Here is a 22,004-nt window from a genome sequence, read left to right on the forward strand (position 1 = left end):
CTATATTGTACTAACGGTCTATTTTTTTATACTATTATTATAATAATCCATATCATATAATACAGCACAAATTTTTGCAATTAAAAAATTGCTCGATTAGGGTTTGTGTAAAGTAAAAAAATACTATACCATTAATGAAATAGATTAACTGAGGAGTTAGGGTGATGAGATGAATGAAAGAAAACAGCTTGTAATCAAAAAAGCCCACCAATTGTTCATGGAGAAAGGCTTTCAAGCAACATCTATTCAAGATATATTAGATTACACAGAGATTTCAAAAGGAACCTTTTATAACTATTTTTCATCAAAGAACGAATTACTAATTGCAATCATTAAAAACATTTTTGAGAAATTAAAGAAGCAACGGAATGACTTATTAATTGGTCAAGACCCAGCCAATATTGAGATTTTCATTCAACAAATGAACTTACAATTAAAAACACACCGAGTTAATAAATTGATCCCGCTTTTTGAGGAAGTACTTGTATCCCATGATGAGGAATTGAAACAATTTCTTAAAGAGGCTCAATTTAAATTGCTTCAGTGGGTGTATAGTCGCTTTATCGAAATCTTCGGGGAAAATAAGCAAGACTATCTGCTAGATTGCGCAATTATGTTTATGGGAATTTTACATTCAAATCTTAAATATTTTAAGATGGCATATGAAACAACCGCGAGTACTGACCAAATCGTCCGTTATAGTGTGAAACGAATAGTGAAAATTGTTAACGAAGTTTCAGAGGCTGATGAGAGGCTTCTCCCACCTGAGGTTTTGGAAAAATGGCTTCCTAATAGTGATGTTCAGGAATATAAACATAGACTGTTAGATGCTATTACTACCCTAAAGAGAGCACTCCTCGATCTAGATGAAAAAGACCAAACAAAGTATACCGAGTTATTAGATTTTCTAAAAGATGAGCTTCTGAATTCAAGTAATCCTCGAGTATTTTTAATAGACAGTGCTCTTCAATCTATAAAAGTGGCGGGAAATCCTTTTAAAGTAGATGATATAAAATTACTTGAAGAGCTTTGTAAAATAGGGATAAAAACGTAAAAAGCTTTGGAAGACTACTCCCAAAGCTTTTTCCCTTATACCGTGAAAAAGTTATTTCCAATTACCTGTTTATACCACCAATAACTATCCTTCTTTGTACGTTCTAGTGTTCGATAGTTGACATGAACAATGCCAAAACGCATCGTATAGCCCTCAGCCCATTCGAAATTATCTAGTAACGACCAAGTCAAATAACCTTTGATATTAACTCCCGAATTGATAGCTCGATCTAGAGATACTAGATGCTGTTGTAGGTAGTCAATCCTTCCTTGGTCCCTAACACGACCGTCTACAGGTTCATCATTGTAACAAGAACCATTTTCTGTAATATAAATCGGAACTTGTCCATATTGCTCGGTAATATAGCATAGAACCTTGTAAAAACCTTCAGGATAGATATTCCAACCTATATCCGTTTTCTGATAGCCAGTATCTACTCTTTCATGGTCAAACAACCCGTCATTTGGTGAATATCGCCCGACACTACCTGTGTAGTAATTAATTCCAAGAAAATCGATTGGTTGCTGGATCAACTCCATGTCACCCTCTTCAATTTGTAAGAATGCACCTTTTTGCTCAAACCAATCAACCATAAATTGCGGATATTTCCCCTTAAAAACAGGATCAAAAAACCACTCAATAAACCACGCACCTGCTCGTTTACAAGCATCAATATCCTCTTGTTTATTCGTGTACGGTTCATTCCATTCTACATTTGGTGCATAACCAATCTATCCTTCAAATCCAAGCTCTCGAAACTTTAAAACTGTTTTCCCATGGGCAACTAAAAGGTTATGTGCGACGTTCACAGCTAATTGAAGATCCTTATAACCTGGGGCATGGATACCAAGGTAATTAGATAAATAAGAAACACACCAAGGTTCATTCAATGTAATCCAAAACTTGATTTTCCCTTTAAATTCCTTAAACATTACCTCTGCATAATTCACAAATGCATCTATCGTCTGACGACTATCCCAGCCACCCTTGTCCTGTAATGCTTGAGGTAAATCCCAATGATAGAGAGTACACATTGGCTCAATGCCACTCTCAATTAATTTATCAACAAACCTATGGTAAAAATCCAGACCTTCTCTACTTACCTCACCTGTGCCATTCGGAAAAATTCTGGGCCAAGAAACTGAAAAGCGATAAGAGGTAATTCCAAGGTCTTTCATAATTTTTATATCTTCTTCATAACGATGATAGCTGTCACAAGCGATATCTCCATTGTCACCATTCACTACTTTACCTGGTGTCTTTGAAAAAGTATCCCAAATTGAAGCTCCTCTTCCCCCTTCATTCACTGCTCCTTCGATTTGGTATGAAGCGGTAGCAACACCCCAAATCATATCCTTAGGAAATTGTATTATTGCCAAATTAAAGACCACCTTTTTGTAAAATCATTTGCGTTATATAACTTTATTCTCTCTATAGCATGTAACTTCCTGCCATATCCTATTACGATTCAAAAAAGGAGCATATCAAATCGATATGCATCCTTCTCCTGTTTCCTTACTCGACTACAGGTATTTCCCGTTTTCTTTTCTTACCTGCGAATAAACTGTAGATAACCGGAATGACAACAAGTGTTAGTAATGTCGAAGTCATTAATCCACCAATTACAGCAATTGCCATTGGCGCCTGGATTTCTGTTCCTTCTCCTGATCCAATCGCTAGCGGTAAGAGGCCTAACATAGTTGTTAATGCTGTCATGATAATTGGACGCAATCTTGAGGACCCTGCTTGAACTAACGAGTCATTAACGGAAAGCCCACTATCGCGTAATTGATTTGTGTAATCAATAAACACGATTGCATTGTTTAAAACGATACCTACTAAAATGATAATCCCAAGGAATGCCGTAATCCCGAATGAACTCCCTGTGACAAAAAGTCCTAAAATTACACCGATAACTGCCAATGGTAATGTAAACATAATGATGAAAGGCTGTCTTAAGGACTCAAATTGACTTGCCATAACCATATACACAAGAGCGATCGCTAATAAAACAGCTAAAGCCATTCTTGAGAAGGCATCACTCATCATTTCTGCACCACCTGCAGTCTTAATTGTATATTGTCCGGTGTCTATATTTAACTCACTAATCATCTCGTTGATCGTTGTTTGTACTCCTCTTGAGGCAGTACCTAAATCAATACCTTCAAATGTCGCTGTTACGATGACGGAGTCTTGTTGATTTTCTCGAACTACAGTAACCGGTCCTGTACCTCTAGTGATTTCACCAATATCTTTTAGGGCAACTTCTTGGCCAGCTGGTGTCTTCATGATTAAATTTTCAATCGCTTCTTTTGAATTTGATACGTCTGCCATATGAACGCGAACTTGTGTATCAAAGATCGTAGCTGCTACTTTTCCTTGTAATGCTTCGTTGACAAACGAGCCTATTTGAGCAGCAGTTAACCCATATTTAAAAGCTTCATTTTTATTAATTGTGAATTGGTACTCTGGTTTTCCTTCTTGAATACTGTCTGTAACAAAGGTAATTCCATTCGTTTCCATCAATCTTTCAGATAACTCAGTCGTATATTCCTCTACTACTGTACGGTTGTTACCTAAGATCATCACTTCGATTTCATTGCGAGCACCTGACATCGCTGCCATCGAATTGCTTTCATTAATAGAAATTTGAGCTAATTCTTTGAGATCGCTAATCTTTTCTTCAACTTCTATAATCATTTCACTAGTTTCTTTACTTCTTTCTCCTCCAGAAACTAAATTAACTGTAATACTACCAGCGTTTTCCCCGCTTCCCGTAACGGCGGACATCATTGCATCTGCATTTCCAACTGAAGAAGAGAAGACGTCAACTTCTGATATTGTTAACAACTCTTTTTCAATTTCTTCGATAACAGCTAGCGTTTTTTCAAACGTCGCACCTTCTTCTAATTCTACATTTATCGTAAATGCGCCTTCATCTTGGACTGGCATTAGTTCCGTACCAATCTGAGGGGTTAAGGCAAGGGAACCAACAAGTACAGCTCCAGTAATTAATAGCGTAACAAGACGATGACTTAGTACCCATCGTAGAATCGTTTTGTAAAAACGCAGTTCTTTCTTTGCTTTTACTTTCTCTGGCTTTAACAAAACACTTGCAAATACAGGGACAACTGTTAATGCAACTGCCCACGATGCGATTAACGAGAAGGCAACCGTGAAAGAAAGATCTTTAAATAAATCTCCTACCATTCCACCGACAAAAACAATTGGTAAGAAAACGGCTAGGGTCGTCAGCATAGATGCCGTTACGGCACCAGCAACCTCAGACGTTCCTTTAATAGCTGCTTCTTTACGTGACTTATGTTTTGCTAAGTGACTATAGATATTTTCTAAAACAACGATCGCATTATCTACTAACATCCCTACCCCTAGCGCTAATCCACCAAGGGACATAATGTTTAAGGAAATCCCCGTAAAGTACATGAGAACAAAAGTAGAAATAATCGAGAATGGAATTGCAATTCCAACAATAATTGTTGCTTTAATAGATCGTAAAAATAACAGGATTACGACAATAGCAAAAATTGCACCAAATAAAAGAGCTTTTAACACATTTGATACAGATTGCTGAATAACTTCACCCTGATCCATCGTTACCAGAACTGTTAATTCAGGATAATTAGATTGAATAGTATCTAAACGTTTTTGTACTTCAGTTGAAACTCCTACTGTGTCACCACTAGCCTCTTTTTGAATCGAAAGTAGGATACTTTCTGAGCCGTTTGTTTTTGAGATTGATGTAACATCTTTCTGAGCTAAGCGAACATTAGCAATGTCGCCTAACGTTACAACTGTCATTTCTTCTTCACCCATAGTAATACTTACCGGAAGTAAAGAAAGCTGCTCTACTGTTTCTACCTTTGCTAGAACCCGTAGATTTAATTTTTCACCGGCTTCCTCTATTACTCCACCTGGCATTGTCAAGTTGTTAGCTTGAATCATTTGCACAACTTGTTGCTGTGTTAAATTATGTTCAGATAATGCTTCTTCAGTCAGTGTCACTAGAATTTCTTCTTCAAATCCACCAGTGACATTGACACTTGCTACACCTTTAATGCTTTGTAACTGTGGTAAAATCACTTCTTCCACCATCGTTTGCAAGTGCTCACTATCTTCACCATTCGAAATAGCAACTTGAATAATTGGCATCATCGTTGGATCAAATTTCACCATCATAGGATTCATCGCGTTCGCTGGTAATTGCACCATTCCAAGTGAACTCGTTAAATCATCTCGAATTTCTGAGATATCTGTCCCCCATGCATATTGAGCTATAATTAGCGATGAATTCGAGGCACTCCGTGATTGAACCATCTCTAACCCTGAACTCGTTCCCACTATCTCTTCTATTGGTTTTGTTACAGTTTCGGCAACTTCTTCTGGGCCTGCACCTGGATACGTTGTCATGATTGCCAGTACCGGCGGGTTAATATTTGGCATTAACTCTACTCTTAACCCTGTAAGTGATACGATTCCTAATAGGATGACAACAAGCATCATCATAATGGTTGTGACTGGTCTTTTAACTGCTATTTTTGGTATAATCATCGTTTTCTCCTTCTTAATCTTATTCTTTAAAATCGAATTCCTTCTAATGGATAAAAGAATAACAGCTGAATATGAACACAACATGAACAAATAGCAGGTTTTAAAAAATATATAAAAGAGGTGCGCTGTAATGAATAATTATCAGCACACCTCTTTGATTAATTAACGGAAATTTCTAATTTTCCACATCTTTAGTTGGGAGTTGAACTGGGAGTTGTCCTTTAGCCTCCATCTTGCCAAATAATACCTTTCCCGTCACATTAAAACTTGGAACTCCAATATCGTACTGTGCAATAAATGCGTATACGTGATCAAGTGCTACTATATCATAAGGATTTTGAGCAGCAACTAAAATAATTGGTATATCTTGATCAATCACTTGCTTGATCGTTTGAATTTGCCATCCCGTCGTACTACGATCTTCGTAAGTTGCAGAAGTTGTCACGATAATTGCTTTAGAAACACCTTCAAGATCCTTAACTTGTTGGTGAGTTAGCCTTCCATGTTGATTAGAGGATTTTTGTAATAGAACTGGTTTTAATCGCCAATGATAAGGTTTTACGGAATTTTCTAATCTGTTCAATGTTGTCTGATTAAACGCGATTAAAGCGATACGTTCGTCACTATTTTCTACGATTGGAAGGATCCCATTATTGTGAACTAGTGTAATCGATTTTTTAGCCACTTCTTGCTCCACCTTAATTGCCTCTACTTCTGACAGTAGCTTTTCTTGATCATTAGTCGGTGAAATAATAAACGATTGTTTCATTTCTAAAATACGAGTGACAGACTCATTAATCCGTTCTTCTGTCAAACGACCAACCTCAACTGCTTCTAGTAATCCTTTATGTACTTGTTCAATATCCGTTGGCATTAAAACAACATCTACTCCAGCTTCAATTGCTTTAATAGAGGCTTCAACGGGGTGAAAGTGATCAGAAACAGCCTTCATATCCATCGCATCAGTAAACAAAACTCCACGAAATTGCATTTCTTGGCGAAGAATGTCGGTCATCATTTTCCGAGACATTGTTGCCGGAACTCCTATTGGCAGCCCATCTTTAGTAGAACTAAAGGTTGTTTGGTCAATTTGATCAAAAGTAATATGTGCCGTCATGATCCCTTGTATATCCTTGTTTATTAAAGATTGAAATGGTTTTAATTCTAAATCATTAAGCTGCTCTATTGTTTTGTTACTACTCGGAAGAACAAAGTGTGAATCTAAATCGACATCCCCGTGACCAGGGAAATGCTTTCCAACCGCTGCCACACCAGCTAAGTTTAAGCCCTCCATATAAGCAGTACCCATCTTTGATACCGTATTCACGTCATCACCAAAAGATCTTACACCAATAACTGGGTTATCAGGATTGTTATTAATATCGAGTACTGGGCCGAAATTAATATGAATACCAAGTCGATTAAGTTCAGAACCTATCGCAAACCCTACTTGTTTTGCTAATTCATATTCTCCAGTAGCGGCAATCGCCATATTCCCTGGCATTCTAGGAAAAAAGGGTAATCTAGTTACTAATCCCCCTTCCTGATCTACAGCTAGTAACAATGGGATTTCTGCCTCTTTTTGAAATCCCGAGATTAGTTGTTTCGTTTGTTGTCTACTTTCAAAGTTTTCACGAAAAAGGATGATTCCCCCAATGTGGTAATCACGAATAATTGTAGCGATCTCCTCGTTCAGCTTTGTCACATTTTCCCCATTCCACTTGCGAAAATCTGGCATTAAGAGCTGACCCACTTTTTCTTCAAGTGTCATGTTAGATAACATATCTTCAACCTTTTGGGCTATATCGTCTTCTACAGTTAATTCCTCTATTTCTACCGTTTCCTCTACTACGGCAATCTTTTCACAGGCTGATACCATGTAAAACGCTAGTGCTATTAAGAATAACCAACTTCGTTTCCTCATCATTAATTCGCTCACCTCTTTGATCAAGTTTGATTTCTAAGGTTGTTGCTTTCTAAACTTCACTCTTATGTACAATTCTTTGTACTTATTTTTTACTTCCCTTATTTTTTTCTTCATTTCCTTGGATAAAATCGATGGCTGCCCTTGTCTGGTCAAGTCGTTCAATACTTTCTTCATATTGCATTGTTGCTACAGACATGAAAAGAATGTCAATGACGTGTAACTGGGCCAATCTTGACGATGTAGCTCCACTCCTGAATACTGACTCCCGAGAAGCTGATGAAAACAAATTGATACTTGCGCGATTTGAAACAGGTGATTGTCCATAACTTGTTAAACTGATCGTTTTCGCCCCTGTTTGATTAGCTAGTTCAAGTACCTTCGTAACTTCTGTTGTTTTTCCTGAGAAGGATATACCAAATACTACATCTTCCTCCGTTGCGTTAGCTGCTAGCATCGCTGCCATATGAACATCGGAAAATGTCGTTACATGCTTATTAATTCTTAAGAATTTTTGTTGAGCATCTTGAGCAATAATCGCTGACGAACCTACGCCAAAAAAATGAATTGACCGAGCATGAAAAAGGGCATCAGCCGCTTTTTGAAGTTCCTCAAAATTAATAATATCCGCAGTTTCACTTAGAGCTTGGATACTATTTGTAGTCATTTTCTTTAAGATTGACTCTAATGGTTCATTCGGGGAGATATCGCGATATCCTACTTCATAGGTCTTCTGTAAGTCTCCTGCAACCCGAAGTTTTAACTCCTGTAATCCATTTAACCCTAAGGACTTACATAAACGAATCACAGCTGCTCCACTCGTTTGACTTCTTTCTCCCAATTCCTGCGCTGTATATGAAATAGCTTCTTGAGGACTTTCAATAATAAACTCGGCAATTTTCTTTTCTGAAGCTGGTAGTTTGTTCACCATTTCCCTTAACATCACTAATCCACCCGTTAAGGACGAAAGTGTTTTGTTTTGTTCCTTCAATATTGGCACCTCACTAAATAATCAACTATTAGTATTTTAAAAGATTAACCATTTCTTTAAAATCATATTTTACATCTAGTATACACGAATATATTCTTACTCAACACAAATTAGTTGTTTATTTTCTAGATTTTTGAAGTACAAAATTCTTTTTTTGTTTAAATAAATACACAGGGATACCAAAGACCTATTACTAAAATATCATTTTAATAAATATACAAAATATTAAAAGGATATTTCATAAACAGGTTGAATATTATGAAATATGATTTTATATTGACCATAATTGGTCTATTAGAGGAGGAGTAAAGATGAAGTTTCAAAAATCATTGAGGGTCATGCTAGTTTTTGTCCTATGCTTTAGTTTCATCCTACCACAAGTTAGTGGTGCAGAGTTAACTTCTACAGAGCCAAATGTTCGGATAGGGGTTGTGCCTGATGCAAAATCTATCAAAATTGGTAGTAATTCAGCGTTTACGATCTCAGATAAGGCAACAGGGGAAGAACTGTTTACAGGATTAAAAAGTGAAGTAGATGTTACATTGATAAGTACTGCGGATATAAAAACAAATAACTGGTTACAAACAGCTTACTCAGGTAGTCAAGTTTATATTGACAACTGGTTAGCCCTGGCCGACCTTCACGGCTTCACTACTTATTTAGAACCACACCCAACATTAAATGGATACCGTTTACTTATCGGCGGTTTACCTAGTGATGCGACAACAGAAGAAAAAAATAACTTTAGGCAAGATGTAATTTCTAAAGGGTTAGCTAATAGTGATTCGTTTTGGAGACTAATCACAACAACTGAAGGTGAAACCATTCTTAAAATAAGTAACAATACCACTGAAGTTTACACATCAAATCCTGTTACTATCGTTTCCCCTAATGGTCTTGTAAAAATGGGAGGAAAACAATATCGTGGATCAGGTGAAGTTGGTTTCAATAGCGGAGGAACATTAGCAGGGATTAATATTGTAGCTTTAGATGACTACGTTCAAGGTGTTGTACCGCACGAACTACCACCAGTGCCGTTTGGCGGTATTGCGGCAGTTGAAGCACAAAAAGCACAGGCAGTTGCAGCACGTACTTATGCATTAAACAACTTAGGTAAGCATAATACAAACGGGTATGATTTACTACCAACAACGGCTGATCAGGTTTATGGTGGATATGATGCAGAACATCCTATCTCCACTCAAGCGGTGCGTGAAACTGCTGGTATCGTTGCCACTTACGAAGGAAAATTAATTACAACTGTCTACCATTCGACGAGCGGTGGTTATACAGCAAACAATGAAGATATTTGGAATTCTCCAGCAGTACCTTACTTACGAGGAGTTCCTGATGCCGAGAGAGGAAAGGCTGCCGCTAACGTTCCAAGCTTAACCGTTTTTAAAAACCATAGTAATCCTACTTCGCTAAGAGCAGCTAAAGAAGGAGACTTTGAAGCAGATTGGTCTCGTTATCATCGTTGGACGTATGAATGGAGTGCTGAAGAGATTAGTGAAGTAATTAGTACTAGATTTAACACAGATGTTGGTAAGGTACTAGAAATTAACGTTTTGGAACGTTCAGATTCAGGTCGGGTTTTTGAAATTGAATTTGTGACTGAAAATGGAACTTTCTCTGAGAAAAAAGACCGTATTCGTTGGGCATTACAATACATTAATGCAAGTGGAAACCAAAGTCCGCTTTGGAGTACCTTATTCTTCATTGAGCCAGTTATTGAACGTAAAAGTAAGGAAGTAACTGGATTTAAAGTTTACGGTGGTGGTTGGGGGCACGGCATCGGCATGTCGCAAACGGGTGCCGTTGGTATGGCTGTTAAAGGAGCAACCTACGAGGAGATTTTAAAGCACTACTATCAAGGAATTGATTTAGAACTATACTATTAAAGGTAAAGACAAGAGCTCATGTGGCTCTTGTCTTTTCGGCTATTAATCTAGCTGCTTTTCATAATAAACATAAGCCTTCCAAGTGGTAAACCCAAGCTTCGCATAGAAATCGACAATTTCTGTCCAATCAATTACTAGATCTCGTATTCCTCGTTGATGTAATACAGACATTGCCGCTTGAACAATTGCTAAGCCATAGCCATATTTACGATATATTTTACTAATACCAAGTGGTCCTATTCCTCCTACTGCATCTAAAAATAACGTAGACCAATAAACGTTTTGGGCAATGATTGGTGAACTCAAGTCGTTCAACCTGCAAAAGCCGACCATTTCTTCATCTCTTTCGATTACAAGAAACTCTCTTCCTGTACCCCCAAGTTGAAAATACCTAATCGCTTCATACTCCCATCTTCCTGGGAAGTTTTGATGCAGGAACTCAAGAAACCTTGTTTGATCACTATACTCAAGAAGGCGAAAAGTCGCATCTTTCATGTTAGGGGCCTTTATCTCATATTCTCTCAAATCACAATAAAGATCATATACAGTATTCCCAGCTTTATAGCCTCTTTTTTCAAACCAACGCTGCGTTTCGATAGCTTCTTTAGGAATTCCTGCAAAATAATGCCATGGGTCGCGACCTAGAAACAACTTCCTAATGCCACTGTTGGTAAAATTCCTTTCAACCAGATCTACTAGAGATTTCCCGATACCGATTTTTCTATATTTACTATCTACTACTATTGCTTGTATCCATCCACTATCCACACCTAGTCTTACTGAAGGAATATCTTCTTGCCAAAGCTTTGCTACGATAAATCCGACAATTTGATTATCAACATCACAAGCAACCAAGGAACCATCTCTTAGGACATTTTTATCTTGAATGCTATTTTGTTCAAACAACTTTTTCGTTAGAGGGAAGAGTTCCCCCATTTCCCGATTCCATAGCCGCACGATGTGTTCTAGATCGTCTTTCTCCATTAGTCTATATTCCATTTAAACCTCCTTACTATAGAAATAAAGAAGCAGCTAAATTGCTACTTCTCTTTTGAAGGGAAAACGAGCTTCCCCATAATAGCTTGTTTTTTTGCCCCAGTTGCTGAGGGAAGATTATTGGCATTGCCATGTAAAAACTCATTTCCTAAAATAGCAAAAGCAATTGCCTCTTTTGCATCACTGGAAAAATTCCAATCTTCCATCTTCCCTACTTTTTTATCAGTTAACGCTTGTAGGTATGCTAGTAGTGTATCGTTATAGGTACCACCACCACCAACGAGAATTTCTTCCGTTTCATATCTTCCGTCTACAAAGCGTTTGATATTTATCGCGATCGAATGAGCCGTAAAGGCTGTAACTGTTGCGACAATATCCTTAAACTCCATATTTCGAGCTTGCCCTTGTTCCCAAAGATGTCGAGCAAATTCTTGGCTGTAAAGTTCTCTTCCAGTACTCTTTGGTGGTTGTTGATAGACAAACGGATCATGGTTGATGATTTCTTCGAGCCAAGAATTACAAACCGTACCGCTCCTAGCAATTTCCCCATTAGGATCAAAGGAGAGTTCACCTTTTGAACCGATGATAACAATTGAGTCGATTAGAACGTTCCCAGGGCCGGTGTCAAAAGCAATCACCTCATTTGACTTGCCGTCAGCTTTTAAGACTGAAATATTACTAATCCCACCGATGTTTAGAAGAATACGTCCTTTGTGCTTGTGCTTAAATAGCAAGTAATCAACAAAAGGAACCAACGGAGCACCTTGCCCCCCAGCAGCCATATCACTAGGGCGAAAATCCCCAACCGTTAAGATGCCGGATTCTTCTGCAATCACTGCTAGTTCACCAATTTGTAGAGTTGCGTACTGTTCTGGCATATGAAAAATTGTCTGACCATGAGAGCTAATAAAATCAATATCTGAAGTTACTAGACCAGCCTTATGAATGACAGTTAAAGCAGCTTGAGCAAACTTTTTTCCTAGCTCAACATTTGCCAAACAAATGGTTTCAACACTAGATGTCTCTGGACTGCATAACGATAAAAACCGAGCTCGTTCAAGATCACTATAGGGCAATGTTTCAAATTCCAGGAGTTGAACTTCTGTATTTTCACCAGAATAAGAGATCTCAACTAGTGCAGCATCAATACCATCAAGTGATGTTCCAGACATTAGACCTACAGCATACTTCTTTTCCTTTTGAACAATTTGCTGTAACTGTTGTATCATGAACTCAATACCTCCCTGCCCGTTGCTGTTTATACTCATTACCTTGGATAAACTTAATTGCTTCCCTTGTTTGATCAAGGCGTTTAATACTTTCGTCGTATTGAAATGTCGCTACACACATCAATAAGATATCTATGATATGTAGCTGCGCTAACCTTGATGATGTTGCACCGCTTCGAAAAATTGACTCTTTTGATGCTGAAGAGCATAAATTTATACCAGCCTGCGAAGAAACAGGTGACTGACCGTACCTAGTTAAACTTATCGTTTTCGCTCTGTTTCGGTTAGCCAATTCTAATACATTGACAACCTCTTTCGTTTGCCCCGAAAAAGAGATCCCAAAAACCACATCATCCTCAGTAACATTAGCCGCAACCATCGCTGCCATATGAACGTCAGAAAACGTCGTGACATTTTTGTTTAATCTCATAAATTTTTGTTGAGCATCTTGTGCAATAATTGCTGATGAACCAACGCCAAAAAAGTGAATTGTACGTGCCTCGTACAAAGCTTTCGTAGCTCTATGAACTTCCTGTAAATTGAGAATGTCTGCTGTTTCCCTGAGTGCTTGAATGCTGTTAGAAGTCATCTTTTTCAAAATCGTTTCTAGCGACTCATTAGGAGAAATATCCCGATACCCAGTATCTTCATGTTTTTGCAAATCGCCAGCTACTCTAAGTTTTAATTCCTGAAACCCTTTTAGGCCTAACGATTTACATAACCGAATGACTGCAGCCCCGCTTGTTTGACTTTTTTCTGCTAACTGTTGTGTCGTACAAGATATGGCTATTTCGGGATGCTCGATCATGAAGTCGGCAATTTTCTTTTCTGATGTTGGCAAATTTGTTCGCATTTCCCTTAACATGACTAGTCCGCCAGTTAATGATCCTATTGTTTTCGGGTTATTTTTCATTCTCCTCCACCATACTTTTCTGGGTTAACGTTTTGAGTCATTAGGGATTGTGACAGGTAACGTCCCTGTTACTTGTTCAAGACCATAGATTGCTTTGGCAGCCATTCGTAAAGAAGCTGTTGTAAACTCATACGTTGCAATATAAGCTGAAACATCAGGTAGCGATACTAAATCATAGGGACTTCGCATAGCGACGACAACGATTTTTTTCCGCAAGTGAGACAATTTTTCGATAAGCTGTATTTGGTCAGGGCTGTTAGTGGCAGTTAATGTGCCTACAATGATAGTCTCGAAACCCTTTGCCTTTTCAACGAGTTGATCAATCTGATCTACTGAAGCTGGGATTGTTAACATTTCAGTCACTGCTTTTGGGTCAATTTCTTGTATAACACTGCCTAATGCATTGGTAGAATAACGTCGGTCCTCGACCTGCATTATATAAGCATTTTCTGGATAAACAACAAATACACTTTGCTCGGATTTGTCCAAAGGGAGAACACCTTCATTTTTTACAATCGTTACACCTTGGCGGAATACTTCTTCTGCCTGAAGTTGATGTTCCTCACAACCAACGATTGGTGACACGTGAATTGAATCTATGCTAGAGTCGATATCATCCCAAGACAAATACTTATCTTTCAACTTACTAACTCTAGTTACGGCTGCTTCTAGTGTTTCAAGACTAATGCCACCATTCTGTACTTCTTTAACTAATTCTTCAATCGCTTCTCGTTGTAAATGATGCAAATGAGAAATCATAACTAGATCAACCCCAGCTTTAATAGCTTGAACTGCCCCCGTAGCTGTTCCAATCGTATTAGCAATTGCATTCATCTCCATGCAATCCGTTGTTACAACACCATCAAAGCCAAGTTGTTCACGTAATAAACCTGTGATAACAGCCTTAGAAAGTGTCCCTGGAACTCCGGGATCTTTTTCAATAGCTGGAAAATAAACATGTGCAGACATAACAGTATCCGCACCTTCCTCAATACATCGTTGAAAAGGTTTAATTTCAACGTTCATCAACCGTTCCATATCATGTGAAATGACAGGCAGTTCTAAGTGGGAGTCTAAAGCTGTATCTCCATGCCCTGGAAAATGCTTTAATGTTGTCACTACACCTGCTGCTTGCATGCCTTTCATTGCTTGCATCGAAAATTCACTAACAACCGTTGGATCTTCACCATACGAACGGACGCCAATCACCGGATTGCGAGGGTTATTATTCACATCGACCGTTGGTGCCAAATTCCAGTTTATCCCTAATTCTTTTAGCTCTTTTCCAGTAGCCAAACCAATATTGTAAGCATTTTCCGGATTTTGTGTGGCACCTAAAAGCATCGCACCAGGAAATACCGTTGTACCTTCACCTAACCGTCTCACAACACCATTTTCTTGATCAATACAGATTAGTAATGGTCGTTCGTGTCCTGAAGCCTTAGCTTCAAGCTGTAACTCAGTTGTTAACTTTTTTATTTCTTCAGGTGTACCAATGTTACGCCCAAATAGGATAATGTTGCCAACATGGTGCTCTCGAATTAGTGTTTTCATCTCTTCGGAAGCTGTGATCCCTTTAAAGCCGAACACCATTAATTGACCAATTTTTTTACGTATTAGTTTTTCATCCATTATTCTTTTACTCCTCCTAGCGTTAAACCTTTAATAAAGTAACGTTGGAACATTAAGAAGAAGATGATCATCGGAACCGCTGCTACTGTTGCCCCTGCCATTAGTAGTTTAAAGTTTGCTAGGTTAGCATCTTGCAATGTCTTTAAGCCCGCTGGAAGTGTATAAAGTGAGGCATCACGTAAAACGATAATTGGCCATAAAAACGAATTCCACATTAAGACAAATGTAAAGATGCCTAGTACTGCCATAGCCGGCTTCGCTAACGGTACAATAATTGACCAGAAGACTTTCCATTCAGAGGCACCGTCAATTTTAGCTGCCTCAATTAGTTCATCTGGAATTGACATTAAAAACTGCCTCATCAAGAACACACCAAAGGCTAGAGCTAAGTTCGGTAAAATTAATGCCCAGTGCGAGTCAAAGATTTGAAGTTTTTGAACAATGATAAATGTAGGTACAAGGGTTACTTGCTCTGGTATCATCATTGTTGAAATAATAATCCAAAAAATAAGGTTACGCCCCGGAAATTTCTTCTTCGCTAATACATAACCAGCCATCGTATCAAACAAGACAATGAGCAATGTTGTGACAACGGCTATATAAAGACTATTCCAAAGCCAGCGCATGATCTGGGTTCGCTCAAATAAAAACACAAAACTTGAGAATGATTTTTCTTTCACTTCGGCCATTTTTTCTTGGTGATATTGTGCTTGTTCAACATTACCTTCCCGCTCAGCTGTACGCTTTTTTTGCCATTGAGAATAGTACTCTGTAATCCCTACTGGATAGAGCTTTGGTGGAGCAGATTCCACATAAGATATCGGTCGATCCATTTCTTCGTTTTGATAACCAGGTAACTGTAAGGCCGTTGAGAATACCCAGTATAAAGGTAATAGAGAAGCAAGAGCCATAAAAAGTAAGAGTAAATAGATGACTAGACGTCCAGTCTTTTTATATATGTTTTTCGTATTCATATTAAAAACCACCTATTAGTTTTTGTCTCGGAAAATCTTAAATTGAAAAATGGCAAAGACCATGATAATAAAGAATAAGATGACAGATTGAGCTGATGCTAGACCAAAATTAAAATCTCGGAATGCTGTTTTATAAATTACATGTACGATGGTTTCAGTCGAGTACCCGGGTCCACCACCAGTCATCATAATGATTTGGGTAAAGACCTGAAACGATCCGATCGTACTTAAAATAACTAAGTATAAAGTCGTCTGTGTAAGCAAAGGAATTGTAATCTTATACCAACGTTGAAATGCATTTGCGCCATCAATCTTGGCAGCTTCATAAAGTGTTGGACTGATGTTATTCATTGCAGCTAAATATATGATAATACCCGACCCCGGCGGAATAAGAATTGACATAATCATTAATGAAGGTAGTGCCGTATCTGACGCCCCTAGCCAGTTCACTGGTTCAAAGCCAAACCAACCAATAATGTAATTAAATAATCCATAACGATAGTTGTACATCCAGCGCCAAACCATGGCGATAATAACCATTGATGTAACTGTTGGAAGATAAAAAGCTGACCTAAAAAACGTTTGTGAAACCTTACCTAACGGTGAAATTAACGTTGCAATGACTAAAGCTGTAATAATAAAAGCTGGTACGGTTACGATCGTATATAAAAAGGTATTCCAGAGTGACGCTTTAAAAATTTCACTTTGAAAGGCTGTAAAGTAATGAGCTAAGCCCACCCACTTAATCTCGAAAATTCCATAATCAAGGAATGATAATACGAAAGCCCAAACTATCGGAACAAGCATAAATATGGCGAAGAACAATAGTTTAGGGAGTAGAAACAGATAAGCTACTTTATGTTTCTTCATCTCTTTCCACGTATTTTTTAACTTTGAAGATGGTTTCTTTTTCGTCACAACGTTATGACTTGTCCCTACTTCCATCTTTCTAACTCCTTTCAAAAACCGATTGGTGTTTACTTATTTTTGTATAATTCAACAAACTTTTATCTGTTTCCTAGTAACATTTAAAAGTTAAATAGAAAAGGATGACTATTAGATGGGATATACCTATAACAATCAGGATTTTTATATCCACTGTCCTGTTTATATCCCTACTCTACTAGTCATCCATTCATTTTTTTCTATTATTTTAAAATTGACTCCACGACACGTCTTGCATCTGATAACGCTTGTTCAGCTGTTTTCTCACCGTTAAGAGCAAGTTGCAATTCTCTTTGAATTGCTTCATCAATACGAGCCCATTCTGGGTGACGTGGTAGCATGACCGCCTGCTCTGTAATTTCTTGAGCACGTGCCATTTCAGGATTATCTGCAAAAGGATCTAAATCAGCAGTAGAAATTCTTGCAGGGAACGTTCCATAATTTTGTGACATTACAAATTGCTCATCAGTACTTGAAATGTGCTTAACAAATTCTGCTGTCATACGTTTCTTGTTATCGTCCTGTTGAGCGAACATTACCCAACCACCAACACCACCGATACTTACACTTTCACCTAACTTACCGCTTGGGTACTCAGCAACCATGAAGTTTGTCTTGAAGTTGTCTCCCTGTGCAGCTGCAATCGCCCAAGTTGCCCATGGTGTGACAGCAAGACTACGTCTTTCTGCATTTCCCCACTCTTGCCACGTTTGACCTACATCAGGACCACCCATTTCAAAAGGAGCAACATTATATTTTGTTTTTAAATCAACTAATTTTTGAAGACCACTGATTGCTTCAGGTGAGTCAAATGCATACTCAGTTAAATCTTCATTTAGAGGATAACCACCGTCCATTAGAAGGAATGGCCAAGCTTCATAGTAACCATCTAGAATATATGTAGAGAAACCATATACTCCGTCACCTGTGAGCGCTTCCATTTTTTTAACGAACTCATCATACGTCCATTTACCATTTGCAGGAGGTTCTACTCCCTTTTCTTCAAAAATATCTAAGTTAAGTAACATAACATGCACACTCATTGAATTCGGAACACCATAATGCTTGCCATTATATTCATACTCTGCTAAAGCATTTGGATAAAAATCTGCTAATTCTTCTGCTGTAAAAAATGGATCAATTGCTTCAATGACACCACTTTCAATATGGTTAATACTTACAGCACTACCACTAATGTCAACCGGTGCAATATCTGGCCAAGCTCGACCGGCAATCGCAACACTTAAACTATCTCCCATTTCAGCCCAAGGAGTTTGAACTATTTTAACTTTTACACCTGGATATAAATCTTCAAATTCTGCCGCTTTTGCTTCTAACCAATGATATTGGTTTTCTGCCGCATCTCTCCAACGTGGACCATCCCAAATCGTGATCTCACCTTTCCATTCCTTCCAAGCTTCACCGGTTTCAGTTGGTGGATCTGTTGGTTCTTTTGGCTCAGTGCTAGAATTCCCACTACTACATGCCACAGAAATTAGAACAGTAAAAACTAAGATGAGTGATAAAAATAAAAACTTTTTGCTTATCATAATTATTCCTCCCTTTTTTTATATAAACGTTATATTTATTAAATAGTTTCATAGAAGTCTAGCCAAATCTCTGTATGAAACTATAAAATAACAGCTTAAGATATTACTTTTAAAACGCTTTCATAAAACCGTCGACGAGTAAGATTAATATTTACAGGATTTGGCTGATGGACTCTATTTGTAAATAATACCATAATCAGTTCTTTTTCTGGTACAACCCATAAAGATGTTCCTGTAAATCCTGTATGACCAAATCCATTAATGCCGTTGAAATCAACGACCCACCCTAATCCTCGGCCTTCATTCTCTCCCATGACGTGCCTCTGGATAGAGTTCTTAGCCAATTCATATGATAGAAAGGTATCTTCATGTTTAAGAGAGATTAAGTAACTTTTAGCCAATTTGGCAACATCGATCACTGTTGAAAAAATCCCCGCATGACCAGAAACTCCACGAAACGCATAATGTGAGTTTCCGTCATGAACCTCTCCCCAGATGAGCTCTTCTCGCCAACCATGGTAGTGTAGATTTCTTACTTTCACTAATTCTTTCTCAAATTGGTTTCCGACCTCTGTCGGTACAATTCTATCTTTAAGACTAGCATCTGGGAGATAGCAGGTCGTGTTCAGCTGTAATGGAACAACTAGTTTTTCTTTTACTACCTCATTTAACTGTGCTTCCTCAATAAACTCGATGATCTTTCCAAGTAAAATGAAATTTAAATCACTGTACTCTATTTTTTCACCTGGATCAGGGAAGCTTTTCACCTTTAGAATAGGAGCTAAAAAGTCTTCAGCTTCAGGGACGGTATAAAATGGGTACCATGCCGGAAAACCAGAGGTGTGAGTTAGTAAATGATAAACAGTGATACAATTAGTTGAAACTGACTCTAGACTAGGGAAAAAAGTACTCACCTTCGTCTCTAATGAGAGCTTCTTTTCAGCTATTAATCTTAGGATAATCGTAGATGTGAATATTTTTGTAATTGATGCTACGTCAAAAATCATGTCCTTTTGCATCGAACGTTTCTGTGGATAAGCACTGGCGTACCCAAATGCCTCATGATATATAATTTTTCCCTTATGCTCCACGTAACCGACAGCACCCGGAAATTCACCTTCCTCAATTGCAGTTGAAATTAATAGATCAATAGCCTTCATCTGTTTCACCACCCACAACTCAGTATTTTTCTACTAAACTCTCATTTCATTTCAATAGTTCAATTGCTTTTCGAACAAAACCATCAGCCTCGACAATTGCTCTTCCTGCCTTTTCTTTTGAAGCACCGGTTTCAATCATGACAATTGCTAGTTTTACATTTTGCTCTGTTTCATCTAAAACAAAAGTTGCCTGCTCATATGGCACTCCAGTCACTGCGATGACAATATTTCTTGCCCGTTCCACTAGTTTGTGGTTGCTCGCATTAACATCAACCATTAAATTTTCATAAACTTTGCCTAGTTTAATCATTGTGCAAGTTGAGATCATATTAAGGATCATCTTTTGTGCAGTTGCCGCCTTCATTCTTGTGGATCCGGTCAACACTTCAGGTCCTACAACAGCCTCTATACTCGTGTTGGCATAATGACTTAATTGCGACTGCTCATTACATGAAATTGCTGCAGTTTCTGCACCTAACTGATTTGCATATTCTAGAGCCCCCATAACATATGGAGTTCTTCCACTAGCAGCTATTCCTATCACGATATCTTTATCAGTGAGTTCCCTCTGAGCTAGGTCAATAGAACCTTGCTCAAAATCGTCCTCAGCACCTTCCACTGCACCTTGAATAGCCGTTTCTCCACCTGCAATAACCCCTTGCACAAGCTCAGAACTTACACTGAAAGTCGGTGGACATTCTACTGCATCTAAAATTCCCAATCGCCCACTAGTTCCAGCCCCAACATAGAAAATTCTCCCACCACTTTTTATAGATTTATATGCAAGATTTACAGTCTTCTCAATCTGAGGCAATACCTTTTGTACTGCTTCAGCAACGGTACGATCTTCCTCATTGATGATTTCTAATATCTCAATTGTTGACAATTGGTCGATATGTTTAGAACGAAGGTTTCTTTGCTCTGTTGTCAACGCTGATAAACTTTTTTCAGTCTCCATAACATCACAACCATTCAATTTATAAAATTTTATTTTAACTTAATTATACACTCATAAAATTAAATTTCAACAAAAACATAAAAAAATTTACCATTTTTTTAATATATTGTTAAAACATTAAAATGGTATAGAGTATTAGTTCGGTCATTTGCACTCTTTTACATACTTCATGAACAGTTATAATTGAGTACATCTTAAAATATTATTTCATTAATAAAATAATATTTTACTACTTCTGTTTTAGACCATTATTCATGCATTTTTCTAAAAATACAGTTGGCACTGTTTTACCACTTAGCTTAAAACCAGCAACTAGTGCACCTGCAGCAGGTACTACCTTGGGAACTACAATTGAAATGGGTAGTTTCTTTTCGTTCATGACTTGTTCTAATGTAGGTAAAAACCAATCTGCTCTCTTATACACTCCCCCTGCTAAAATGAGTGGTATTAAACCTTGTTGTCGTTGAAACAGTTTCATGTATAGATAATAAGTCGATTCAGCTGTGCTTCGTGCTGCATCTAAGATAATCTTTTGTGCAACTTCGTCACCAACGTCAGCAGCTTTAAAAACTAGTTTACTTATTGGTGCAATTAAAGATTTCGCTTTACCCGGTTCATAGATTTCACTAATAAGATCAGGTGGTTCCAACACCATTGCATGCTCTAATATGAGGTCTGTTAAACTTGTTTGTGGTCCAGTTTGATCATATGCTGCAAATACTGCCTGTATGGCTTTCTTACCTATGTCATAGCCACTTCCCTCGTCCCCGATGAGATACCCCCAGCCACCGACTCTACTTCTTTGATTTTCATGATTTATACCAAATGTGATCGAGCCAGTACCAGCAATGTGAACAATCCCGGGTTCACCTAACGTGCCTGAGTACAATGCATTCACTGCATCGTTATCAGAAAAGAAAGTCACTTCTCGGTTCAGAGCTTTAAAAATTGCCTGTTTTACCCTTAACTTGTCTTCAGACCTATTCACCCCAGACATTCCCGCAAAAATAACAGATACATTTGTTAGAGCACAATCATTTATGTCCCGTAAATTACTTACTAACTGATCAAACTCATCTTGAACCTTAGCATCAGGATTATTAGGATTTGTCGGTCCTACAGTCGTTAAAGCTTGAATATTGCCTTCGATATCACAAATTGCAGCGGTTGTTTTCGTCCCACCACCATCTATCCCTAATACGTACATT

At 38.0% G+C, this 22,004-nt stretch carries 15 protein-coding genes and 1 pseudogene; 2 read left to right on the plus strand and 14 right to left on the minus strand.

What is annotated here, in order from left to right; translation table 11 throughout:
• Positions 1-169: 169 nt before the first annotated feature.
• Positions 170-1,054: a TetR/AcrR family transcriptional regulator gene (locus tag DS745_RS06025; protein ID WP_129077382.1), complete on the plus strand. Its 885-nt coding sequence runs from the start codon at positions 170-172 to the stop codon at positions 1,052-1,054.
• A gap of 35 nt (positions 1,055-1,089) precedes the next feature.
• Here the strand turns inward: DS745_RS06025 and DS745_RS06030 are convergent.
• The 4 genes and pseudogenes from DS745_RS06030 to DS745_RS06045 all read right to left on the minus strand — a co-directional run bounded on the left by DS745_RS06030 (position 1,090) and on the right by DS745_RS06045 (position 8,490).
• A pseudogene (locus DS745_RS06030) lies at positions 1,090-2,433 on the minus strand (GH1 family beta-glucosidase).
• Positions 2,434-2,569: 136 nt separating this feature from the next.
• Positions 2,570-5,623 (minus strand): efflux RND transporter permease subunit, encoded by a 3,054-nt coding sequence (locus DS745_RS06035; protein WP_161568186.1) that lies wholly within the window; start codon positions 5,621-5,623, stop codon positions 2,570-2,572.
• A 175-nt stretch (positions 5,624-5,798) separates the two neighbouring features.
• Positions 5,799-7,550: a beta-N-acetylhexosaminidase gene (gene nagZ, locus DS745_RS06040; RefSeq protein ID WP_129077384.1), complete on the minus strand. Its 1,752-nt coding sequence runs from the start codon at positions 7,548-7,550 to the stop codon at positions 5,799-5,801.
• Between the two features lie 82 nt (positions 7,551-7,632).
• Positions 7,633-8,490, minus strand: a complete 858-nt coding sequence (locus tag DS745_RS06045) for a MurR/RpiR family transcriptional regulator (protein ID WP_129077455.1) — start codon at positions 8,488-8,490, stop codon at positions 7,633-7,635.
• 359 nt (positions 8,491-8,849) lie between these two features.
• Between DS745_RS06045 and DS745_RS06050 the strand changes: the two genes are divergently transcribed.
• Positions 8,850-10,439 (plus strand): SpoIID/LytB domain-containing protein, encoded by a 1,590-nt coding sequence (locus DS745_RS06050; RefSeq protein ID WP_129077385.1) that lies wholly within the window; start codon positions 8,850-8,852, stop codon positions 10,437-10,439.
• 42 nt (positions 10,440-10,481) lie between these two features.
• Here DS745_RS06050 and DS745_RS06055 read toward each other — a convergent pair whose 3' ends face one another.
• The 10 genes from DS745_RS06055 to DS745_RS06100 all read right to left on the minus strand — a co-directional run bounded on the left by DS745_RS06055 (position 10,482) and on the right by DS745_RS06100 (position 22,003).
• Positions 10,482-11,438: a GNAT family N-acetyltransferase gene (locus tag DS745_RS06055; protein ID WP_129077386.1), complete on the minus strand. Its 957-nt coding sequence runs from the start codon at positions 11,436-11,438 to the stop codon at positions 10,482-10,484.
• 41 nt (positions 11,439-11,479) lie between these two features.
• Positions 11,480-12,664 (minus strand): anhydro-N-acetylmuramic acid kinase, encoded by a 1,185-nt coding sequence (locus DS745_RS06060; protein ID WP_129077387.1) that lies wholly within the window; start codon positions 12,662-12,664, stop codon positions 11,480-11,482.
• Between the two features lie 4 nt (positions 12,665-12,668).
• Positions 12,669-13,577: a MurR/RpiR family transcriptional regulator gene (locus tag DS745_RS06065; RefSeq protein WP_241657736.1), complete on the minus strand. Its 909-nt coding sequence runs from the start codon at positions 13,575-13,577 to the stop codon at positions 12,669-12,671.
• Positions 13,578-13,601: 24 nt separating this feature from the next.
• Positions 13,602-15,209, minus strand: coding sequence for a beta-N-acetylhexosaminidase (nagZ, locus tag DS745_RS06070; RefSeq protein WP_129077388.1), 1,608 nt, complete (start codon positions 15,207-15,209; stop codon positions 13,602-13,604).
• Positions 15,209-16,183 (minus strand): carbohydrate ABC transporter permease, encoded by a 975-nt coding sequence (locus DS745_RS06075; RefSeq protein WP_129077389.1) that lies wholly within the window; start codon positions 16,181-16,183, stop codon positions 15,209-15,211. The genes nagZ (DS745_RS06070) and DS745_RS06075 overlap by 1 nt, the downstream gene beginning before the upstream one ends.
• Before the next feature lie 15 nt (positions 16,184-16,198).
• Entirely contained in the window at positions 16,199-17,128 is a 930-nt protein-coding gene (locus tag DS745_RS06080) for a carbohydrate ABC transporter permease (RefSeq protein ID WP_129077390.1), read from the minus strand.
• 203 nt (positions 17,129-17,331) lie between these two features.
• Complete coding sequence (locus tag DS745_RS06085) at positions 17,332-18,678, minus strand: extracellular solute-binding protein (protein ID WP_129077391.1); 1,347 nt, start codon at positions 18,676-18,678, stop codon at positions 17,332-17,334.
• Positions 18,679-18,773: 95 nt separating this feature from the next.
• A complete protein-coding gene (locus tag DS745_RS06090; protein WP_129077392.1) occupies positions 18,774-19,838 on the minus strand; it encodes a serine hydrolase domain-containing protein in 1,065 nt (354 codons plus the stop codon).
• 46 nt (positions 19,839-19,884) lie between these two features.
• Positions 19,885-20,796, minus strand: a complete 912-nt coding sequence (murQ, locus tag DS745_RS06095) for an N-acetylmuramic acid 6-phosphate etherase (protein WP_129077393.1) — start codon at positions 20,794-20,796, stop codon at positions 19,885-19,887.
• A gap of 229 nt (positions 20,797-21,025) precedes the next feature.
• Entirely contained in the window at positions 21,026-22,003 is a 978-nt protein-coding gene (locus DS745_RS06100; protein WP_129077394.1) for a BadF/BadG/BcrA/BcrD ATPase family protein, read from the minus strand.
• Position 22,004: the final 1 nt, after the last annotated feature.

It is taken from the genome of Anaerobacillus alkaliphilus (assembly GCF_004116265.1).
GTDB lineage: Bacteria > Bacillota > Bacilli > Bacillales > Anaerobacillaceae > Anaerobacillus > Anaerobacillus alkaliphilus.

What these genes read in the sequence shown, in the direction of transcription:
- DS745_RS06025 (WP_129077382.1), top strand. Translation starts at nt 170, where the DNA reads ATGAATGAAAGAAAACAGCTTGTAATCAAAAAAGCCCACCAATTGTTC.
- DS745_RS06035 (WP_161568186.1), bottom strand. Translation starts at nt 5,623, where the DNA reads ATGATTATACCAAAAATAGCAGTTAAAAGACCAGTCACAACCATTATG.
- nagZ (WP_129077384.1), bottom strand. Translation starts at nt 7,550, where the DNA reads ATGATGAGGAAACGAAGTTGGTTATTCTTAATAGCACTAGCGTTTTAC.
- DS745_RS06045 (WP_129077455.1), bottom strand. Translation starts at nt 8,490, where the DNA reads ATGTTAAGGGAAATGGTGAACAAACTACCAGCTTCAGAAAAGAAAATT.
- DS745_RS06050 (WP_129077385.1), top strand. Translation starts at nt 8,850, where the DNA reads ATGAAGTTTCAAAAATCATTGAGGGTCATGCTAGTTTTTGTCCTATGC.
- DS745_RS06055 (WP_129077386.1), bottom strand. Translation starts at nt 11,438, where the DNA reads ATGGAATATAGACTAATGGAGAAAGACGATCTAGAACACATCGTGCGG.
- DS745_RS06060 (WP_129077387.1), bottom strand. Translation starts at nt 12,664, where the DNA reads ATGATACAACAGTTACAGCAAATTGTTCAAAAGGAAAAGAAGTATGCT.
- DS745_RS06065 (WP_241657736.1), bottom strand. Translation starts at nt 13,577, where the DNA reads ATGAAAAATAACCCGAAAACAATAGGATCATTAACTGGCGGACTAGTC.
- nagZ (WP_129077388.1), bottom strand. Translation starts at nt 15,209, where the DNA reads ATGGATGAAAAACTAATACGTAAAAAAATTGGTCAATTAATGGTGTTC.
- DS745_RS06075 (WP_129077389.1), bottom strand. Translation starts at nt 16,183, where the DNA reads ATGAATACGAAAAACATATATAAAAAGACTGGACGTCTAGTCATCTAT.
- DS745_RS06080 (WP_129077390.1), bottom strand. Translation starts at nt 17,128, where the DNA reads ATGGAAGTAGGGACAAGTCATAACGTTGTGACGAAAAAGAAACCATCT.
- DS745_RS06085 (WP_129077391.1), bottom strand. Translation starts at nt 18,678, where the DNA reads ATGATAAGCAAAAAGTTTTTATTTTTATCACTCATCTTAGTTTTTACT.
- DS745_RS06090 (WP_129077392.1), bottom strand. Translation starts at nt 19,838, where the DNA reads ATGAAGGCTATTGATCTATTAATTTCAACTGCAATTGAGGAAGGTGAA.
- murQ (WP_129077393.1), bottom strand. Translation starts at nt 20,796, where the DNA reads ATGGAGACTGAAAAAAGTTTATCAGCGTTGACAACAGAGCAAAGAAAC.
- DS745_RS06100 (WP_129077394.1), bottom strand. Translation starts at nt 22,003, where the DNA reads ATGTACGTATTAGGGATAGATGGTGGTGGGACGAAAACAACCGCTGCA.